This is a genomic window from Helicobacter pylori (assembly GCF_003637665.1).
Taxonomy (GTDB): domain Bacteria; phylum Campylobacterota; class Campylobacteria; order Campylobacterales; family Helicobacteraceae; genus Helicobacter; species Helicobacter pylori_CK.
Map to the genome: position 1 here is coordinate 21,191 of NZ_MVWR01000012.1, position 15,160 is coordinate 36,350.

Genomic DNA, 15,160 nt, shown 5'->3' on the forward strand with positions numbered 1-15,160 from the left:
TAGCCTATAATGCAATGTTATATCTTTTCATTAAGGGGTATTGATGCTAACCCAATTAAAAACTTATCCAAAATTACTCAAACATTATGAAGAAATCAAAGAGGCGCATATGCGCGATTGGTTTTCTAAAGACAAAGAGCGAGCGAGCCGTTATTTCGTGCAATTTGAAAGCTTGAGCTTGGATTATTCCAAAAACCGCCTGAACGATACCACTTTAAAGCTTCTTTTTGAATTAGCGAACGACTGCTCTTTAAAAGAAAAGATTGAAGCGATGTTTAAGGGCGAAAAGATCAACACCACTGAAAAAAGGGCCGTTTTACACACCGCTTTAAGAAGCTTGAATGACACTGAAATTTTACTAGACAACATGGAAGTGTTAAAGAGTGTTAGGAGCGTTTTAAAACGCATGCGAGCCTTTAGCGATAGCGTGAGGAGCGGTAAAAGACTAGGCTATACCAATCAAGTGATCACTGATATTGTCAATATTGGCATTGGGGGGTCAGATTTAGGCGCTTTAATGGTTTGCACCGCCTTAAAACGCTACGGCCACCCGAGATTAAAAATGCATTTTGTGTCTAATGTGGATGGCACACAGATTTTAGACGTTTTGGAAAAAATCAATCCGGCCAGCACGCTTTTTATCGTGGCTTCTAAGACTTTTTCCACTCAAGAAACCTTAACCAACGCCCTAACCGCTAGAAAATGGTTTGTAGAAAGAAGCGGCGATGAAAAGCATATCGCTAAACACTTTGTAGCGGTATCCACCAATAAAGAAGCCGTGCAACAATTTGGCATTGATGAGCATAACATGTTTGAATTTTGGGATTTTGTAGGGGGGCGTTATAGCTTGTGGTCAGCCATTGGCTTATCCATTATGATCTATTTAGGGAAGAAAAATTTCAACGCCCTTTTGAAAGGAGCGTATTTAATGGATGAGCATTTTAGAAACGCCCCTTTTGAAAGCAATTTGCCCGTTTTAATGGGATTAATTGGCGTGTGGTATATCAATTTTTTCCAATCCAAAAGCCACTTGATCGCCCCTTATGATCAGTATTTAAGGCATTTCCCTAAATTCATCCAGCAATTGGATATGGAGAGTAATGGCAAACGCATCAGTAAAAAAGGCGAAACAATCCCCTATGACACCTGCCCTGTTGTTTGGGGTGATATGGGCATTAACGCTCAGCACGCTTTTTTCCAGCTCTTGCATCAAGGCACGCATTTAATCCCCATTGATTTTATCGCCTCTTTAGACAAAAAGCCTAACGCTAAAGGCCATCATGAGATTTTATTCAGCAATGTTTTAGCGCAAGCGCAAGCTTTCATGAAAGGCAAAAGTTACGAAGAAGCGTTTGGCGAACTGCTTTCTAAAGGCTTAGACAAAGATGAAGCCAAAGATTTAGCCCACCACAGGGTGTTTTTTGGCAACCGCCCCTCTAATATCCTTTTATTAGAAAAAATTTCGCCAAGCAATATTGGGGCGTTGGTGGCTCTTTATGAGCATAAAGTCTTTGTGCAAGGGGTTATTTGGGATATTAACAGCTTTGATCAATGGGGCGTGGAGCTTGGGAAAGAATTAGCCGTGCCGATTTTGCAAGAATTAGAAGGGCACAAAAGCAACGCTTTTTTTGACAGCTCCACCAAGCATTTAATAGAATTGTATAAAAATTATAACCAATAGGTTTGTTTTACGACAGAATATAACCTCATTCTTAATGGATCTATCCACAATGATCCGTTAAGAATAACGGATTTTAGCGCCATGTGTTAGCTATTTGAATTTAAAGAGAGTAAAATTTCCACAAATTGATCGTTTTTAGCTTTTAAAAGCTTGATTTTCTCATCATATGCATTATTTTACATATTATAATTACTTCAAAGCTAAGAATAATAAAAATCAAAGAATAGATTTATCTTTAAAAATATTTGCATTTACTAATCTTATTTTAGGAGGCATGCATGAAAAAGGCAAGTCAGGTTTTATTCTTTGGAGCATTTTTAAGCTCTTCTTTGCAAGGTTTTGAAGCCAAGCTCGATGGCTTTGTGAATCAATCTAGCACTATCGGTTTTAACCAACACAAAATCAATAAAGAAAGAGGCATCTACCCTATGCAGCAATTCGCAACGATTGCGGGTTATTTAGGGCTTGGTTTTAACCTACTCCCCAAAAAGGTTTCAGATCATGTTCTAAAAGGCAAAATAGGAGGCATGGTAGGGTCTATTTTCTATGACGGCACAAAGAAGTTTGAAGACGGCTCTGTGGCTTACAACCTCTTTGGTTATTATGATGGGTTTATGGGGGGCTATACGAATATCTTACAAACCGATAGCCTTGAAACACAAAACATGAAACACAATAAAAATGTTCGTGACTATGTCTTTAGCGATGCGTATTTAGAATATGCCTATAAGAATTATTTTGAATTTAAAGCCGGACGCTACCTCTCCACCATGCCTTATAAAAGCGGGCAAACACAAGGCTTCCAACTCTCTGGGCAATACAAGCATGCACGCTTGACTTGGTTTAGCTCTTTTGGGAGGGCGTTCGCTTACGGCTCGTTTTTAATGGATTGGTTTGCCGCTAGGACCACTTATAGCGGAGGCTTCACCAAAAACGATAAGGGAGGTTATGACAGCCATGGGCGAAAGGTGCTTTATGGCACGCATGCGGTGCAACTCACCTATAAACCTCATCGTTTCCTCATAGAAGGCTTTTATTACCTTTCGCCTCAAATCTTTAACGCTCCAGGCGTCAAGATTGGTTGGGACTCTAACCCCAATTTTAGCGGCACAGGCTTTCGCTCTGATACGGCTATCATAGGGTTTTTCCCCATTTACTACCCTTGGATGATCGTTAAATCCAATGGAAGCCCAGTCTATAGATACGACACGCCTGCCACCCAAAACGGGCAAAACCTCATTATCCGCCAACGCTTTGACATCAACAATTACAATGTTTCAATCGCTTTTTATAAAGTCTTTCAAAACGCTAATGGTTGGATAGGCAACATGGGGAATCCAAGCGGTGTGATCATGGGGAGTAACAGCGTCTATGCGGGTTTTACAGGCACAGCCCTTAAAAGAGACGCCGCTACCATTCTCCTTTCTTGTGGCGGCACTCATTTTGCCAAAAAATTCACATGGAAATTCGCCACACAATACTCCAATTCAGTGGTCTCTTGGGAAGCGAGAGCGATGATCTCTTTAGGTTATAAATTCACTGAATACTTGAGCGGTAGCGTGGATCTTGCGTATTATGGCGTGCATACTAACAAAGGCTTTAAACCGGGTGAAAACGGGCCTGTGCCTAAAGACTTCCCCGCCCTTTATTCTGACAGGAGCGCGTTATACACGGCCCTAGTAGCATCATTTTGATGCTACCCTATGATTATGGTAGGCGTCTTTTTGATGCTACCCTATGATTATGGTAGGCGTCTTTTTGATGCTACCCTATGATTATGGTATGCGTCTTTTTGATGCTATGATCACAAAATATAGTAGGCATCATTTTGATGCTGTCTCCCATGATAGGATAAGCGTTTTTTAACGCTGTTTCTCTAATCTCTATATATAAAATTTCTTTTCAAGCAAAAGCCCTTTTTTAAATCATACCCATTAAGCAAAATATCCATTATCTTCATCATCTTCAAAATTGAGCTTTTAAAAAGCAAACGATAGCTTTTTAAAAACTAAAACAGAAATCCCAAATATCTTTAGTGTTTGGGTGCTTCACGAACAGGGTCAAACTTTTTTTATGGATTTAAAGGGGGCTAAAAACCCCTTTTTTATTCAAGCGGCTTTGATATAGGGCGTTTCAGCTAGTGGCGGGTAAATTTGATTTTTAAAATAAGCGTTTGAGCAAATCCTAACGCTCACGATCAGCACTAAAAGCGCTACAAGCATGAAAAACACGCACAAAATCGCATCAATCGCATGGTTAAAAAAGGATTTTTGGAGCGTTTTTAGCGCTTTTTCATCGGTAGTGAGCGCGATTTTTTCTTTAATGATTTGCATTTGCGCCACATGCGAAACGTTATTCAGCACGCTATCATTACTCTTTGGCATCACCTTTAAAATACCGCTATAAAAAGTGATTGCTAAAATCAAAACTGCCGGCAAGGCGCTTACCATCGCCCCCTTAAAACGCCCCATTTTAAACAACACCACCGTAACCAACAACAACGCCATGCCCGCTAACATCTGGTTGCTCACGCCAAATAAAGGCCATAGCGTATAAATCCCCCCTTTAGGATCGATCGTGCCTTGATACAAGAAATACCCCCACCCTGCCACGCACAAAAGAGTGGCAAAAATCCCAGCCTTATAAGAGCTAAGATTACCCAAAGGCTTATAAACATTACCGAGCAAATCTTGGATCATAAAACGAGCGGTTCGTGTGCCAGCATCCACAGCGGTTAAAATGAACAAAGCTTCAAACAAAATCGCAAAATGGTACCAAAACGCCATCACGCTTGGATCCCCTAAAATGTGATACACGATCATCGCTAAACCGATCGCAAAAGTGGGCGCCCCACCGGTGCGGCTCAAAATGGAGCTTTCGCCGATGTTTTTGGTCATCTCACGGATTTCTTCAGCGCTGATATTAAACCCCCATGAGCTAATCACCGAAGCCGCATCAGCTATATCTTTACCGATGCTCACTTCTGGGGAATTGATAGCGAAATAAAGCCCTGGGTGTAAGATCCCTGCACACACCAACGCCATAAGAGCCACAACGCTCTCCATCACCATAGAGCCATAGCCCACTAGCCTGGCGTCGCTTTCTTTAGCGAGCATTTTAGGGGTCGTGCCTGAAGAAATTAAAGCATGAAAGCCGCTAATCGTCCCGCAAGCCACCGTGATAAACAAGAAAGGGAACACGCTTCCTGCAAACACAGGCCCACTGCCATCTACAAAGGGCGTGATTTTAGGGATTTGTAAAGGCGGAGCGACAAAAACAATGGCCACAACCAACACCCCTATAACGCCAATTTTTAAAAAAGTGCTTAAATAATCTCGTGGAGCGAGTAAAAACCATACCGGTAAAATAGAAGCCACAAAACCATAACCCATGATCATCCACGCTAAAGAGCTGGCTTCAAAGGTGAAGATTGACGCTAATTTAGGATCTAAAGAAATGTATTTGCCCGCATAAATCGCTATAATCAACAAAATAAAGCCGATAACAGAAACTTCTAAAATCTTATGCGGCCTGAAAAACCGCATGTAAAGCCCCATAAGAATCGCAATGGGAATAGTCATTGCGATCGTAAAAAAGCCCCAAGGCGAATGCGCTAAAGCCTTCACCACCACCATCGCTAAAATCGCAATGATAATGAGCATGATCCCTAAAATCCCTAAACTAGCGATCATGCCTACAAATTGACCCATTTCAAGCTTGATCATTTCGCCTAAAGACTTGCCATCGCGCCTAATGGAAGCAAAAAGCACCACAAAATCATGCACGCAACCCCCTAAAACCGAGCCTATCAAAATCCATAAGATAGAGGGCAAGTAACCCATTTGAGCGGCCAGTATCGGGCCTACTAAAGGGCCAGCCCCAGCAATAGCGGCGAAATGATGCCCAAAAGTGATCGCTTTATCGGTTGGCACAAAATCCTTTCCGTCATTCCTTATACATGCGGGCGTGGCTCTGCTATCGTCTAGCTTTAACACCCGATAAGCGATAAAATGGCTATAAAAACGATAGCCTATGCTATAAATGCAAGCGCTCGCTACTACAAGCCATAGCGTGTTAATGCTCTCGCCCTTGTGTAAGGCTAACACCCCTAAACAGATCGCCCCTAAAATAGCGGCAAAAACCCAAGCCAAAGAAACTAAACTTTTTTGCATGTCCTCTCCATTTAATGATTGTTTAATCATTGTTGTTAATTTCAGCCAGTTTTTTTATTATAATCCAAATTTTCTTTGAATAGTGGCAAAATAGCTCATAAACTTCCCGCTTAAAGGCTTGGGTTTTCCAAACTTCTAACAATTGGGGTGAATAAGAGCTGTTTTTAATGTGGTGCGTTAAGCACCATCAATTTTAAGGTAAGCGTTATGGCATTAGATTGGGATTTTATGTTTCACTCCATCCCTATGTTTCTTAAGGGGTTAGAACTCACGCTTTATATTTCTTTTTTTGGGATTTTACTCTCTCTTTTGGTGGGGTTTTTGTGTGCGATCGTTTTGTATTTTAAAACGCGCTTCATCTCTCCTATTGTCTATACCTATGGCGAAATCGCTAGGAACACGCCCCTACTCATCCAGCTTTTCTTTTTGTATTACGGGTTGAATGAAATCGGTTTGAGCGCTTTAGAGTGTGCGATTTTAGCGTTAGGGTTTTTGGGTGGGGGGTATATGAGTCAAAGTTTTTTGCTTGGGTTTAAAAGCTTAGCTTCCATTCAAAGAGAAAGTGCTTTGAGTTTGGGGTTTGGCCCTTTGAAAATGATGTATTATATTATTCTGCCTCAAAGTTTAAGCGTTTCTATGCCTTCTATAGGGGCGAATGTGATTTTTTTACTCAAAGAAACTTCGGTGGTGGGCGCGATAGCCCTAACCGATATCATGTTTGTGGCGAAAGATTTTATTGGCATTTATTATAAAACGACTGAAAGCCTTTTGATGTTAAGCCTCACTTATTTGATCGCTTTACTCCCTTTAAGCGTTTTGTTTGTGATCTTAGAGCGTTTTTTTAAAAAGAAAGTGGCTTAAAATGGGAGTTTTGTTAGAATTAGACAACCTTAAGCGTTTGTTAGAAGGGTTTGAGATCACTCTTTTGATCGCTCTTAGCTCTGCGGTTGTTTCAATCATTGTTGGAATGCTTTTGGGGAGTTTGATGGCGTTTGGTTCTAAAATAATGGTTTTGGCGTGTCGTGTGTATTTAGAAAGCATTCGCATTATCCCGCTTTTAGCATGGCTTTTTATTGTGTATTTTGGGTTAGCGAGCTGGTTTGATTTGCATATTAGCGCTGTTTTGGCAAGCGTTATTGTTTTTAGCTTGTGGGGTGGTGCTGAAATGATGGATTTGACTAGAGGGGTTTTAACTTCCGTGAGCAAACACCAAGTAGAAAGCGCTCTGGCTTTAGGCATGGATTCAAAAAGGGTGATTTTTAATGTTATTTTCCCCCAAAGCTTTTTGTCTTTATTGCCCTCAAGCCTTAATTTATTCACGCGCATGATTAAAACCACGGCTTTAGTCTCTCTCATTGGAGCGATTGATTTGTTAAAAGTGGGCCAGCAAATCATAGAGCTTAACCTCTTACGCATGCCCAATGCGAGCTTTGTGGTTTATGGCGTTATCTTAATGTTTTATTTTAGTTTATGCTATAGTTTGAGCCTGTATAGTTCCTATTTAGAAAAAAAATTCCAACACATTAGAGGGTAAAATGAGCGTGATTTTAGAAACCAAAGGGTTAAAAAAAACCTATCAAAACCATTTGGTTTTAGACGGCATCAATTTCACTTTAAATAAGGGTGAAGTGGCAGTGGTTTTAGGGCCTAGCGGGTGCGGGAAAAGCACTTTTTTAAAATGCCTAAACGGGCTTGAAAAGATTGATGAGGGTGAAATCCTTTTTGAAAACACTAACCTTAATACGCCAGCCACTAACTGGAATCAAATGCGCCAAAAAATAGGTATGGTGTTTCAAAATTATGAATTGTTCCCGCATTTAAACGTGCTGGATAATATCTTGCTCGCTCCTATGAAAGTGCAAAAACGATCCAAAGATGAGGTCATTTCTCAAGCCGTAGAGCTTTTAAAACGAGTGGGTTTGGAGCATAAACAACAAGCTTACCCTAAAGAATTGAGCGGCGGGCAAAAACAACGAGTAGCGATCGTGCGCTCTTTGTGCATGCGGCCAAAAATCATGCTTTTTGATGAAGTAACCGCCTCATTAGACCCTGAAATGGTTAAAGAAGTTTTAGAAGTGATTTTAGAATTAGCCACAACGGGCATGAGCATGGTGATTGTAACGCATGAAATGAAATTCGCGCAAAAAATCGCTAGCAAAATCGTGTTTTTTGATAGCGGTAAAATCGCTGAAGAAAACAGCGCTAAAGAATTTTTTAACCACCCGAAATCTCAAAGAGCGCAAAAATTTTTAGAAACTTTCCATTTTTTAGGGAGCTGTTAAATAAAGTTTGCTAAAAAGATGATTTTAATTTCAAAAAAAGGTGTTTTTATGAAAACGAATGGGCTTTTTAAGGTATGGGGGCTATTTTTAGTTTTAATCGCTTTAGTCTTTAATGCATGCTCTGATAGCCATAAAGAAAAAAAGGACGCTTTAGAAGTTATTAAACAAAGAGGGGTTTTAAAAGTGGGGGTTTTTAGCGATAAGCCTCCTTTTGGATCTGTGGATTCTAAGGGACAATATCAAGGCTATGATGTAGTCATTGCTAAACGCATGGCCCTTGATTTATTGGGCGATGAAAATAAGATTGAGTTTATTCCTGTAGAAGCTTCAGCTAGGGTGGAATTTTTAAAAGCCAATAAAGTGGATATTATCATGGCTAATTTCACGCGCACTAAAGAAAGAGAAAAAGTCGTGGATTTCGCTAAGCCGTATATGAAAGTCGCTTTGGGGGTGATTTCTAAAGATGGGGTCATTAAAAATATAGAAGAGTTGAAGGATAAAGAGTTGATTGTGAATAAAGGCACGACAGCGGATTTTTATTTCACTAAAAATTACCCCAATATCAAACTTTTGAAATTTGAGCAAAACACAGAGACTTTTTTAGCCCTTTTAAATAATAAGGCTACCGCTCTAGCCCATGACAACACTTTGTTGCTCGCTTGGGCGAAACAACACCCTGAGTTTAAATTAGGCATTACAAGCCTTGGCGATAAGGATGTGATCGCTCCAGCGATTAAAAAAGGCAACCCTAAGCTTTTAGAATGGTTGAACAACGAAATTGATTCCCTCATTTCTAGCGACTTCTTAAAAGAAGCTTACAAGGAAACTTTAGAGCCTGTTTATGGCGATGAAATCAAACCGGAAGAAATTATTTTTGAATGATTTCTTTAGGCTTTGAATTCTTAATAGAGTGCGTTTTTGTTGCTAAATGAGCGGTTTTGTGATCTTTTTGTTTTTAATTTTGAGATATATTTGTTTGATTTTACATTGAAAGGATTTGTTGATGAGTTGTTTTTATAAGCGTTGTTTGAAATTTTCAGTAATTGGGTTGCTAGGGCTTTTGAGCGTTCAGCTTGATGCTAGGAGTTTTGTTGATGGGGATTTAGACATTCAAAAATTCAGCTATGAGGATTCTCTGCTTAAAAAGGGAGACCCTAATGGCGTGCATAAGGTTCAGGTGCGAGATTATAAGGGCAAAATGCAAGAAGCTGAGATCCACTCAGAAATACGCATTGCGGTTAAACCGGGGGTTAAAAAAGAAGTTAAAAAAGGCAAAATTTATAGCGCTCAAATCAATGATGGCATGTGCTATGCTTTTAGAATGCTCCAAACCGGCGATAATACCACAGGCCTTGATTCTAAAGAGTTCCCCAAGCAAAGTCGTGAAAAAAAGGGCCGAGTGATCACTTTAATCGGTAAAGATGAAGTGCCTTATCTTATTTTAGAAACCGATTGCCAAGTGGGTGATATTGCAAAGATCTCTTTGGTGGGTAATTTTGATGGCACTGGGTTTCTTACGGAATATAAATTTAAAGACGCTAAACCCATTTACTAGTCTTTATTCTTTGCTTCGTTCTTAAAATCTCTTAATCTTTTGTAATTAGGGGATTTTTTTATTCATTAGCAGTGTTTGTGATTGCATCTTAAAAATTTTAAAAACCCTGTTTGTGTTTTTGTCTCAAGTTGTTAAAAAAGCTCTGTCCTCATCAAATACTGACAAATAAAACCTTATTTAATTTAGTATTTTTAAATTTTTACAAACAAGCTAAAAGGAAAACAAAAAATAAAAGAGAAACCCCCTCCTTTTTTTAGGAGTTTTCTTCTTGTTTATACCCTTTAAGAGCAAAGAAAAGGATATAAAAATAGCACAACAACGGCACGATATAAGCGTAGAGCAAATTTGACTCGGTTGCTGTTAGCATGTCTGTAACCACGCCTTGAATAGGGGGGATTAACGCCCCTCCCACAATCGCCATGCTAATCACTCCAGAAGCCTTAGAAGTGAGATGCCCTAAATTGAGCGTGGCTAAAGAAAAGATGGTAGGGAACATGATAGAGTTGAAAAAGCCCACAAAAGTCAAAGCGAATAGAGCGATCTTGCCTCCAATGAGAATGGCTAAAGCGATGAGAACAATAGAGCTTAAAGCGTTGAAAGCCAGGTATTTGTTAGGAGCGATTTTATTCATCAACGCACTGCCTAAGAAACGCCCTACCATCGCGCCTCCCCAATAATACACCAAGTAATGCGCGCTCGCTTGATGGTCTAAATTCAAAAGCTTTTCAAAGCTCAACACCAAGAATGAGCCAATCGCAACCTCGCCTCCCACATAGAAAAAGATCCCTAAAGCCCCAAAAACAAAGTGTTTGTGCGAAAACAAGCTTTTTTGCGTCGTTTCTTTGGGCATTTCTTTTTCCACATCAGGCAATTTCAAAAGATACATGATGAGCGCTAAAAGGAGCGAAAACGCCGCCAAGCCCAAGTAAGGCATTTGAACGCTTTTAGCGTCCGCTAATTTATCCACCAAACTTAAATTATCGCCCATTTTAGTCGTGCTAAAAATAAACAAGCTCCCAAAAATAGGCCCTAAAGTCGTGCCAAGCGAATTGAACGCCTGGACTAAAACCAAGTTTCTGGCTTCTTTACCCTTTGAAAGCAAGGTTACAAAAGGGTTACCGGCGGTTTGCAAGCACACGATCCCGCTCGCTAAAACAAACAACGCTCCTAAAAAAAACCCATAAGAGCCAAAATGCGCCGCTGGATAAAACAACGCGCACCCGCTCGCTGTGATCACAAAGCCAAGCACCACGCCAAAAGGGTAGCCGATTTTACTGATCACATTCCCAAAAACTCCTCCCATGATAAAATACGCCCCAAAAAAGCAAAACTGAATGAGAGAAGCTTCAAAATAAGTCAAGTCAAAAATGGGTTTTAAATGCGGGATTAGAATGTCGTTTAAAACCGTGATAAAACCCATTAAGAAGAATAACGCTGTTAAACTCCCCAGCGCCAAAGTGTTAGAAGTTTTTTGCATACCATTTCCTTTTATTGAATTGATACAATAATAATAATGCTATTGTAATTGTTTTGAGATAATAAACGATTCAAATCAAGGAAAAGAGCCACAAAATGGGTAAAAAATGCCAAGCTCTTTAAAAAGAGCTTAACGAAAGATAAATACAGAAACAGAAATGATGCAGAGAATGATAATGCCGGAATTGATGGCTTTGAAGTCTTTTTGAACTAATTTGATGATACCATAAGATAAAAAGCCAAAGGCCAAGCCGTCAGTAATGGAAAAAGTTAAAGGCATCATCACCACGGTTAAAAAAGTGGAAACGCTAATGGCCATGTCCTTAAAATTCACCCCCTCTAGCACGCTAAACATCAAAACCCCCACTATCACTAGCACCGGATAAATCGCATTGCCAGGAATGGCTTTCAAAAGGGGTAAGCAAAAGAGCGTTAAAACAAAAAATAGCCCGGTAAAAACCGCCGTAAGCCCTGTGCGCCCGCCCTCTTCAACCCCGCTTGCACTTTCTATAAAAGCCGTCGTGGTAGAAACGCCCACCACCGCACTCCCTAAAGAAGCCACCGCATCCGCTTCTAAAGTCCTTTCTAATTCCTTGTTTTTTTCTTCATCATTGAAAAAATCAGTCTTGTGGCCAATCCCTGCAAGCGTGCCTAAGGAATCAAACAAATCGGTTACAAAAAAAGTGATGATGACTGGCACTAACGCTAAAGTGAAAGCCCCGCTCGCATCAAAAAAAATGCCCTTAAAATCTAATTGAAAGGCGATAGGGCTAATGCTAGCGGGCATGGAAAAAAATTCGCTAGGGTAAGGAGCCAGCTTTAAAACCCATGCGAGAATGGAAGTGATTAAGACCGCTATGATAAAAGAACCCCTGATTTTGAGTGTGTAGAGCGCAAAAGTTAGAATGATCCCCACAACCCCCAATAACACATGCGGATCGCCAAAATCGCCTAAGGTTACAAGCGTAGCCTTATGGGTAACGACGATATGCATTTCTTTAAGGCCAATAAACGCGATAAAAGCCCCTATCCCCGCGCTCACCGCACGCCTTAAATCGCTAGGAATGCTTCGCATGACCCAACTTCTAAATTTAGTGAAAGACAAAATCACAAAAATCGCTCCCGAGAGCGCTACGATGCCTAAAGCGCTCTGCCAAGGGAGTTTTAGCCCCTGAACCAATCCAAAGCTAAAATAAGCTGACAACCCTAAGCCCACGCTCATGGCTATGGGGGTGTTTGCCCATAACCCGTTAAACACGCTCGATAAGATAGTGATAATGGCCGTTGCGCTTAAAAGGGCTTCATAAGGCATGTTGGCGTGAGAAAGGATAAGAGCGTTTAAGGGCACGATGTAAATCATGGTGATAAAGGTCGTTAAACCCGCTCTAAACTCGGTGGCAATGTTAGTGTTGTGCTCTTTAAGCTTGAAAAACCCCATGTTAGATAACTCCTTACTATTTGGTATAGATTAATTTAATAAGGGGCTTTAGAGCTATGCTACCACTATTTTATTTTAAATTGCCTTAAGACGCTTGATTGTGTTGTTTAAATCAAGAGAAGTGAGTAAAAAAACCCTTTTTTTAGAAAAACTCCGCTAAAAAATTTTTTAATAAAAACCGCAAAAAAGCTCATCTTGTAAGGTAATTCCACTCTTTAATGGTTTTTGAGGGAGCGTTTTTTAAATGTGGAAAGATTGTTGTAAAACAAACGCCCCCATAAGTGCGATTATGGGGATAAATTCTAAAAAGGAGTTTGCCATGGAAAACTGAAAATGGCAAACACATTATACCTTAAAGTTTCTTTTTTAGGGTTTAATCATCGTTTTTTAAAAATTTTTAGCTTGAGAGATTTTTGAGAAGTTTAACCCCCCCCTTTTTTAAAAAGAGGGTTTTTAATAAGCAAACACATAATTGAGATACACGCTATAAAGCCTTCGGTATTCTAGTTTAGTGTCTAGGAAAGAATAGTAGTTCGTGTTAATGGTAGGGATTTTCACGCCCAATTCCATGCCATGTTGAGCCGCATGATGACTATCTTTTTTCTTAGGTCTAGCGAGATTGGTTCTCAAGCCCAAATTGAATAAAAATTGGAAATTAGCCGTATTCACTTTAGCGCTATAGACATTGCTGATGGTTTTTAAATTCACAAATTGAGAATTAAGCCATGAAGTCCCTGCTAGCGCGATGCCTCCAAAAAGCCCAAAAGAAATCTTGTTGTTTTTACCTAAAAAGTTGGTGTTTTTATCATTGATGAAATTAAACAATAAATCGCTACCCACCCCATAAGTCCATACATCAGAAGCCGAGTTGAAGAAATTGGATTTGATATAGGCGTGGTTGTAATCAAAGAAACCATAATACCTTAACCCCCATCTTTTCTTTTCTCCAAAAAATTGCTTATAGCCCGCTTGCACCCCAAGGCCGTTCATCGCCCCGTTATTGGTTTGAGAGCTAATGATGCCCACTCGTTTGAAAGGGTTATGACCGAGTTCTTGAATAAGGGTGTTAGCTAGGGTTTGCGCTTGATTGATTTGAGGCGTTTGGCTAGAAAAAGAAGCGTTGCTACTTTCTAGCGAAGTTAGAGTTTGTTTCACGCCCGCGCAACCTTTCCCCCAAGTGTCATTAGAAACGCTTTCATTTGAAGCGCTTGCGCTGCATTCTTCTATATAATTTTTAAGAACTCCTGTAGAAATTCTATTGAAATCGCTCCCCACTTGATTGGCCAGTTTTAAAACCGTTGCTTGAGATTGAGCGTTTTTGAGCATGCTTTGAGCCAAAGCGATACTATTAGGGGAGTTGAGGTTGAAATCATGGGGTTGCGCGATGCTTTTTAGTGGGGTAGTATTAAGCTGTTGGGTTTCTTGAACGATGTTTTGAGCGTTACTAATCATGTCTGAAATAGCACTAAATTCCGTGCCAAAAACACTGCACGAATTTTGGTTAGCGCTTGTTTGCCATGAAGGGGTGTTTGCACCATTAGTTCCACCATTACTACTAGAAGATTTCCCTTTCAACATCGGGCAATTGTCTTGAAGGGTGTTGATGATGGTTTGCGCTTGGGTCAAAAGATTTTGCGCATCGTTAATATAAGTATTCTTTGTTTCAATTGTAGCATCAGCAGCATTATTATTGTTATTATTGACATTAATGTTTTGAGCGTTGGTTGCTGTTTTAATGGTTACTTCCACCGTTTTTTTTGTATCGCTTAAAGCAGGGAGACCTTGTTTCAAAGCGGCTTGGATGATTTGATACGCTTTATTGAGCGTTGCAAATTGTTCAATGGACAGATGAGAATTTTTGCCCGCTGGAAGAGTCCCTAAACCATTACTACCGCAAGTGATCGAATTTGAACCTTGTCCTGGTTGGTTGTAAAAAGTTTCCGTGGTGTTGTGATTGGGTTTATCCGTATAGCCTCCGCATATGACTGCATAGGCTATGCTATTCCATAACCCCACCGTGGATTTTAGCGCTAAAAGCGTGGCTTGATAGGCAGGGGAATTGTCTGTTGTATCAATTAAATTTTGCGTGTTTGCGTTTAAATTACCAATCGCTTGATTGATCGCTGTGGCGCTGTTTGCGTTAATCGATTCTGGATTGGAATGGCCATGATTAGCCAAAAGCTTGTTCAAGTTTTCATAAGCGTCTGAAAGTTTTTGCACCTTGTCAGCGTTTTTCACTTTTTGAACCGCTTCACCGATTTGATAACCCACGCTTAAAAAAACGCCGTTGTCTTCAGCATGGAGCAATGATGACGCAAGAGTTAGAGAAAGCAAAATTGTTTTTTTCGTTTTTTTCATAAAATGTTCCTTAAAGTAATGTTTTATTGCAAAATGTATCAAAATGAGAATTTATTTACAATGCGTTTAATTTTATCATAAATTTATTGGATTTCAAAAAAAGTTTTAGGGTGTTTTGATGCGTTCAATCAAGCTTGTAAGAGTGTTTTTGATTTAATTGGGATTTGGTTTTAGAAAGATTGTTGTAAAATAAACACC

General features: G+C 39.9%; 11 protein-coding genes. 7 read left to right on the plus strand and 4 right to left on the minus strand.

Features of this window, described 5'->3' with window-relative positions; genetic code table 11:
- The first annotated feature begins 43 nt into the window (after positions 1-43).
- Entirely contained in the window at positions 44-1,681 is a 1,638-nt protein-coding gene (gene pgi, locus EAL49_RS07195) for a glucose-6-phosphate isomerase (protein WP_120829622.1), read from the plus strand.
- A gap of 278 nt (positions 1,682-1,959) precedes the next feature.
- Positions 1,960-3,375 carry an outer membrane beta-barrel protein HofH gene (hofH, locus tag EAL49_RS07200; protein ID WP_120829623.1) on the plus strand — a complete coding sequence of 472 codons (1,416 nt, stop codon included), beginning with the start codon at positions 1,960-1,962 and terminating at the stop codon, positions 3,373-3,375.
- A 414-nt stretch (positions 3,376-3,789) separates the two neighbouring features.
- Here hofH and EAL49_RS07210 read toward each other — a convergent pair whose 3' ends face one another.
- Positions 3,790-5,883, minus strand: a complete 2,094-nt coding sequence (locus EAL49_RS07210) for a carbon starvation CstA family protein (RefSeq protein WP_205586100.1) — start codon at positions 5,881-5,883, stop codon at positions 3,790-3,792.
- 177 nt (positions 5,884-6,060) lie between these two features.
- On the opposite strand from EAL49_RS07210, the gene EAL49_RS07215 reads away from it, so the two are divergent.
- From EAL49_RS07215 to EAL49_RS07235, 5 genes are all read left to right on the plus strand, one after another.
- Entirely contained in the window at positions 6,061-6,714 is a 654-nt protein-coding gene (locus tag EAL49_RS07215; protein ID WP_120829625.1) for an amino acid ABC transporter permease, read from the plus strand.
- A 1-nt stretch (position 6,715) separates the two neighbouring features.
- On the plus strand, positions 6,716-7,387 hold the full coding sequence (locus EAL49_RS07220; protein ID WP_120829626.1) for an amino acid ABC transporter permease: 672 nt from the start codon (positions 6,716-6,718) through the stop codon (positions 7,385-7,387).
- Between the two features lies 1 nt (position 7,388).
- A complete protein-coding gene (locus tag EAL49_RS07225) occupies positions 7,389-8,135 on the plus strand; it encodes an amino acid ABC transporter ATP-binding protein (protein ID WP_120829627.1) in 747 nt (248 codons plus the stop codon).
- A gap of 48 nt (positions 8,136-8,183) precedes the next feature.
- Positions 8,184-9,017, plus strand: a complete 834-nt coding sequence (locus EAL49_RS07230) for a transporter substrate-binding domain-containing protein (protein WP_120829639.1) — start codon at positions 8,184-8,186, stop codon at positions 9,015-9,017.
- A 121-nt stretch (positions 9,018-9,138) separates the two neighbouring features.
- Positions 9,139-9,690: a hypothetical protein gene (locus tag EAL49_RS07235; RefSeq protein ID WP_120829628.1), complete on the plus strand. Its 552-nt coding sequence runs from the start codon at positions 9,139-9,141 to the stop codon at positions 9,688-9,690.
- Positions 9,691-9,943: 253 nt separating this feature from the next.
- On the opposite strand, the gene EAL49_RS07240 is transcribed toward EAL49_RS07235, so the two are convergent.
- From EAL49_RS07240 to EAL49_RS07250, 3 genes are all read right to left on the minus strand, one after another.
- Positions 9,944-11,167: a sugar MFS transporter gene (locus EAL49_RS07240; RefSeq protein ID WP_021435599.1), complete on the minus strand. Its 1,224-nt coding sequence runs from the start codon at positions 11,165-11,167 to the stop codon at positions 9,944-9,946.
- Positions 11,168-11,296: 129 nt separating this feature from the next.
- Complete coding sequence (locus EAL49_RS07245; RefSeq protein WP_120829629.1) at positions 11,297-12,604, minus strand: NCS2 family permease; 1,308 nt, start codon at positions 12,602-12,604, stop codon at positions 11,297-11,299.
- 453 nt (positions 12,605-13,057) lie between these two features.
- Entirely contained in the window at positions 13,058-14,962 is a 1,905-nt protein-coding gene (locus EAL49_RS07250) for an outer membrane protein (protein WP_120829630.1), read from the minus strand.
- Positions 14,963-15,160 lie beyond the last annotated feature (198 nt).

Excerpts from the sequence above, each read along its gene's own strand:
- EAL49_RS07220 (WP_120829626.1), top strand. The coding sequence starts at position 6,716 with ATGGGAGTTTTGTTAGAATTAGACAACCTTAAGCGTTTGTTAGAAGGG.
- pgi (WP_120829622.1), top strand. The coding sequence starts at position 44 with ATGCTAACCCAATTAAAAACTTATCCAAAATTACTCAAACATTATGAA.
- hofH (WP_120829623.1), top strand. The coding sequence starts at position 1,960 with ATGAAAAAGGCAAGTCAGGTTTTATTCTTTGGAGCATTTTTAAGCTCT.
- EAL49_RS07215 (WP_120829625.1), top strand. The coding sequence starts at position 6,061 with ATGGCATTAGATTGGGATTTTATGTTTCACTCCATCCCTATGTTTCTT.
- EAL49_RS07245 (WP_120829629.1), bottom strand. The coding sequence starts at position 12,604 with ATGGGGTTTTTCAAGCTTAAAGAGCACAACACTAACATTGCCACCGAG.
- EAL49_RS07240 (WP_021435599.1), bottom strand. The coding sequence starts at position 11,167 with ATGCAAAAAACTTCTAACACTTTGGCGCTGGGGAGTTTAACAGCGTTA.
- EAL49_RS07235 (WP_120829628.1), top strand. The coding sequence starts at position 9,139 with ATGAGTTGTTTTTATAAGCGTTGTTTGAAATTTTCAGTAATTGGGTTG.
- EAL49_RS07225 (WP_120829627.1), top strand. The coding sequence starts at position 7,389 with ATGAGCGTGATTTTAGAAACCAAAGGGTTAAAAAAAACCTATCAAAAC.
- EAL49_RS07210 (WP_205586100.1), bottom strand. The coding sequence starts at position 5,883 with ATGATTAAACAATCATTAAATGGAGAGGACATGCAAAAAAGTTTAGTT.
- EAL49_RS07250 (WP_120829630.1), bottom strand. The coding sequence starts at position 14,962 with ATGAAAAAAACGAAAAAAACAATTTTGCTTTCTCTAACTCTTGCGTCA.
- EAL49_RS07230 (WP_120829639.1), top strand. The coding sequence starts at position 8,184 with ATGAAAACGAATGGGCTTTTTAAGGTATGGGGGCTATTTTTAGTTTTA.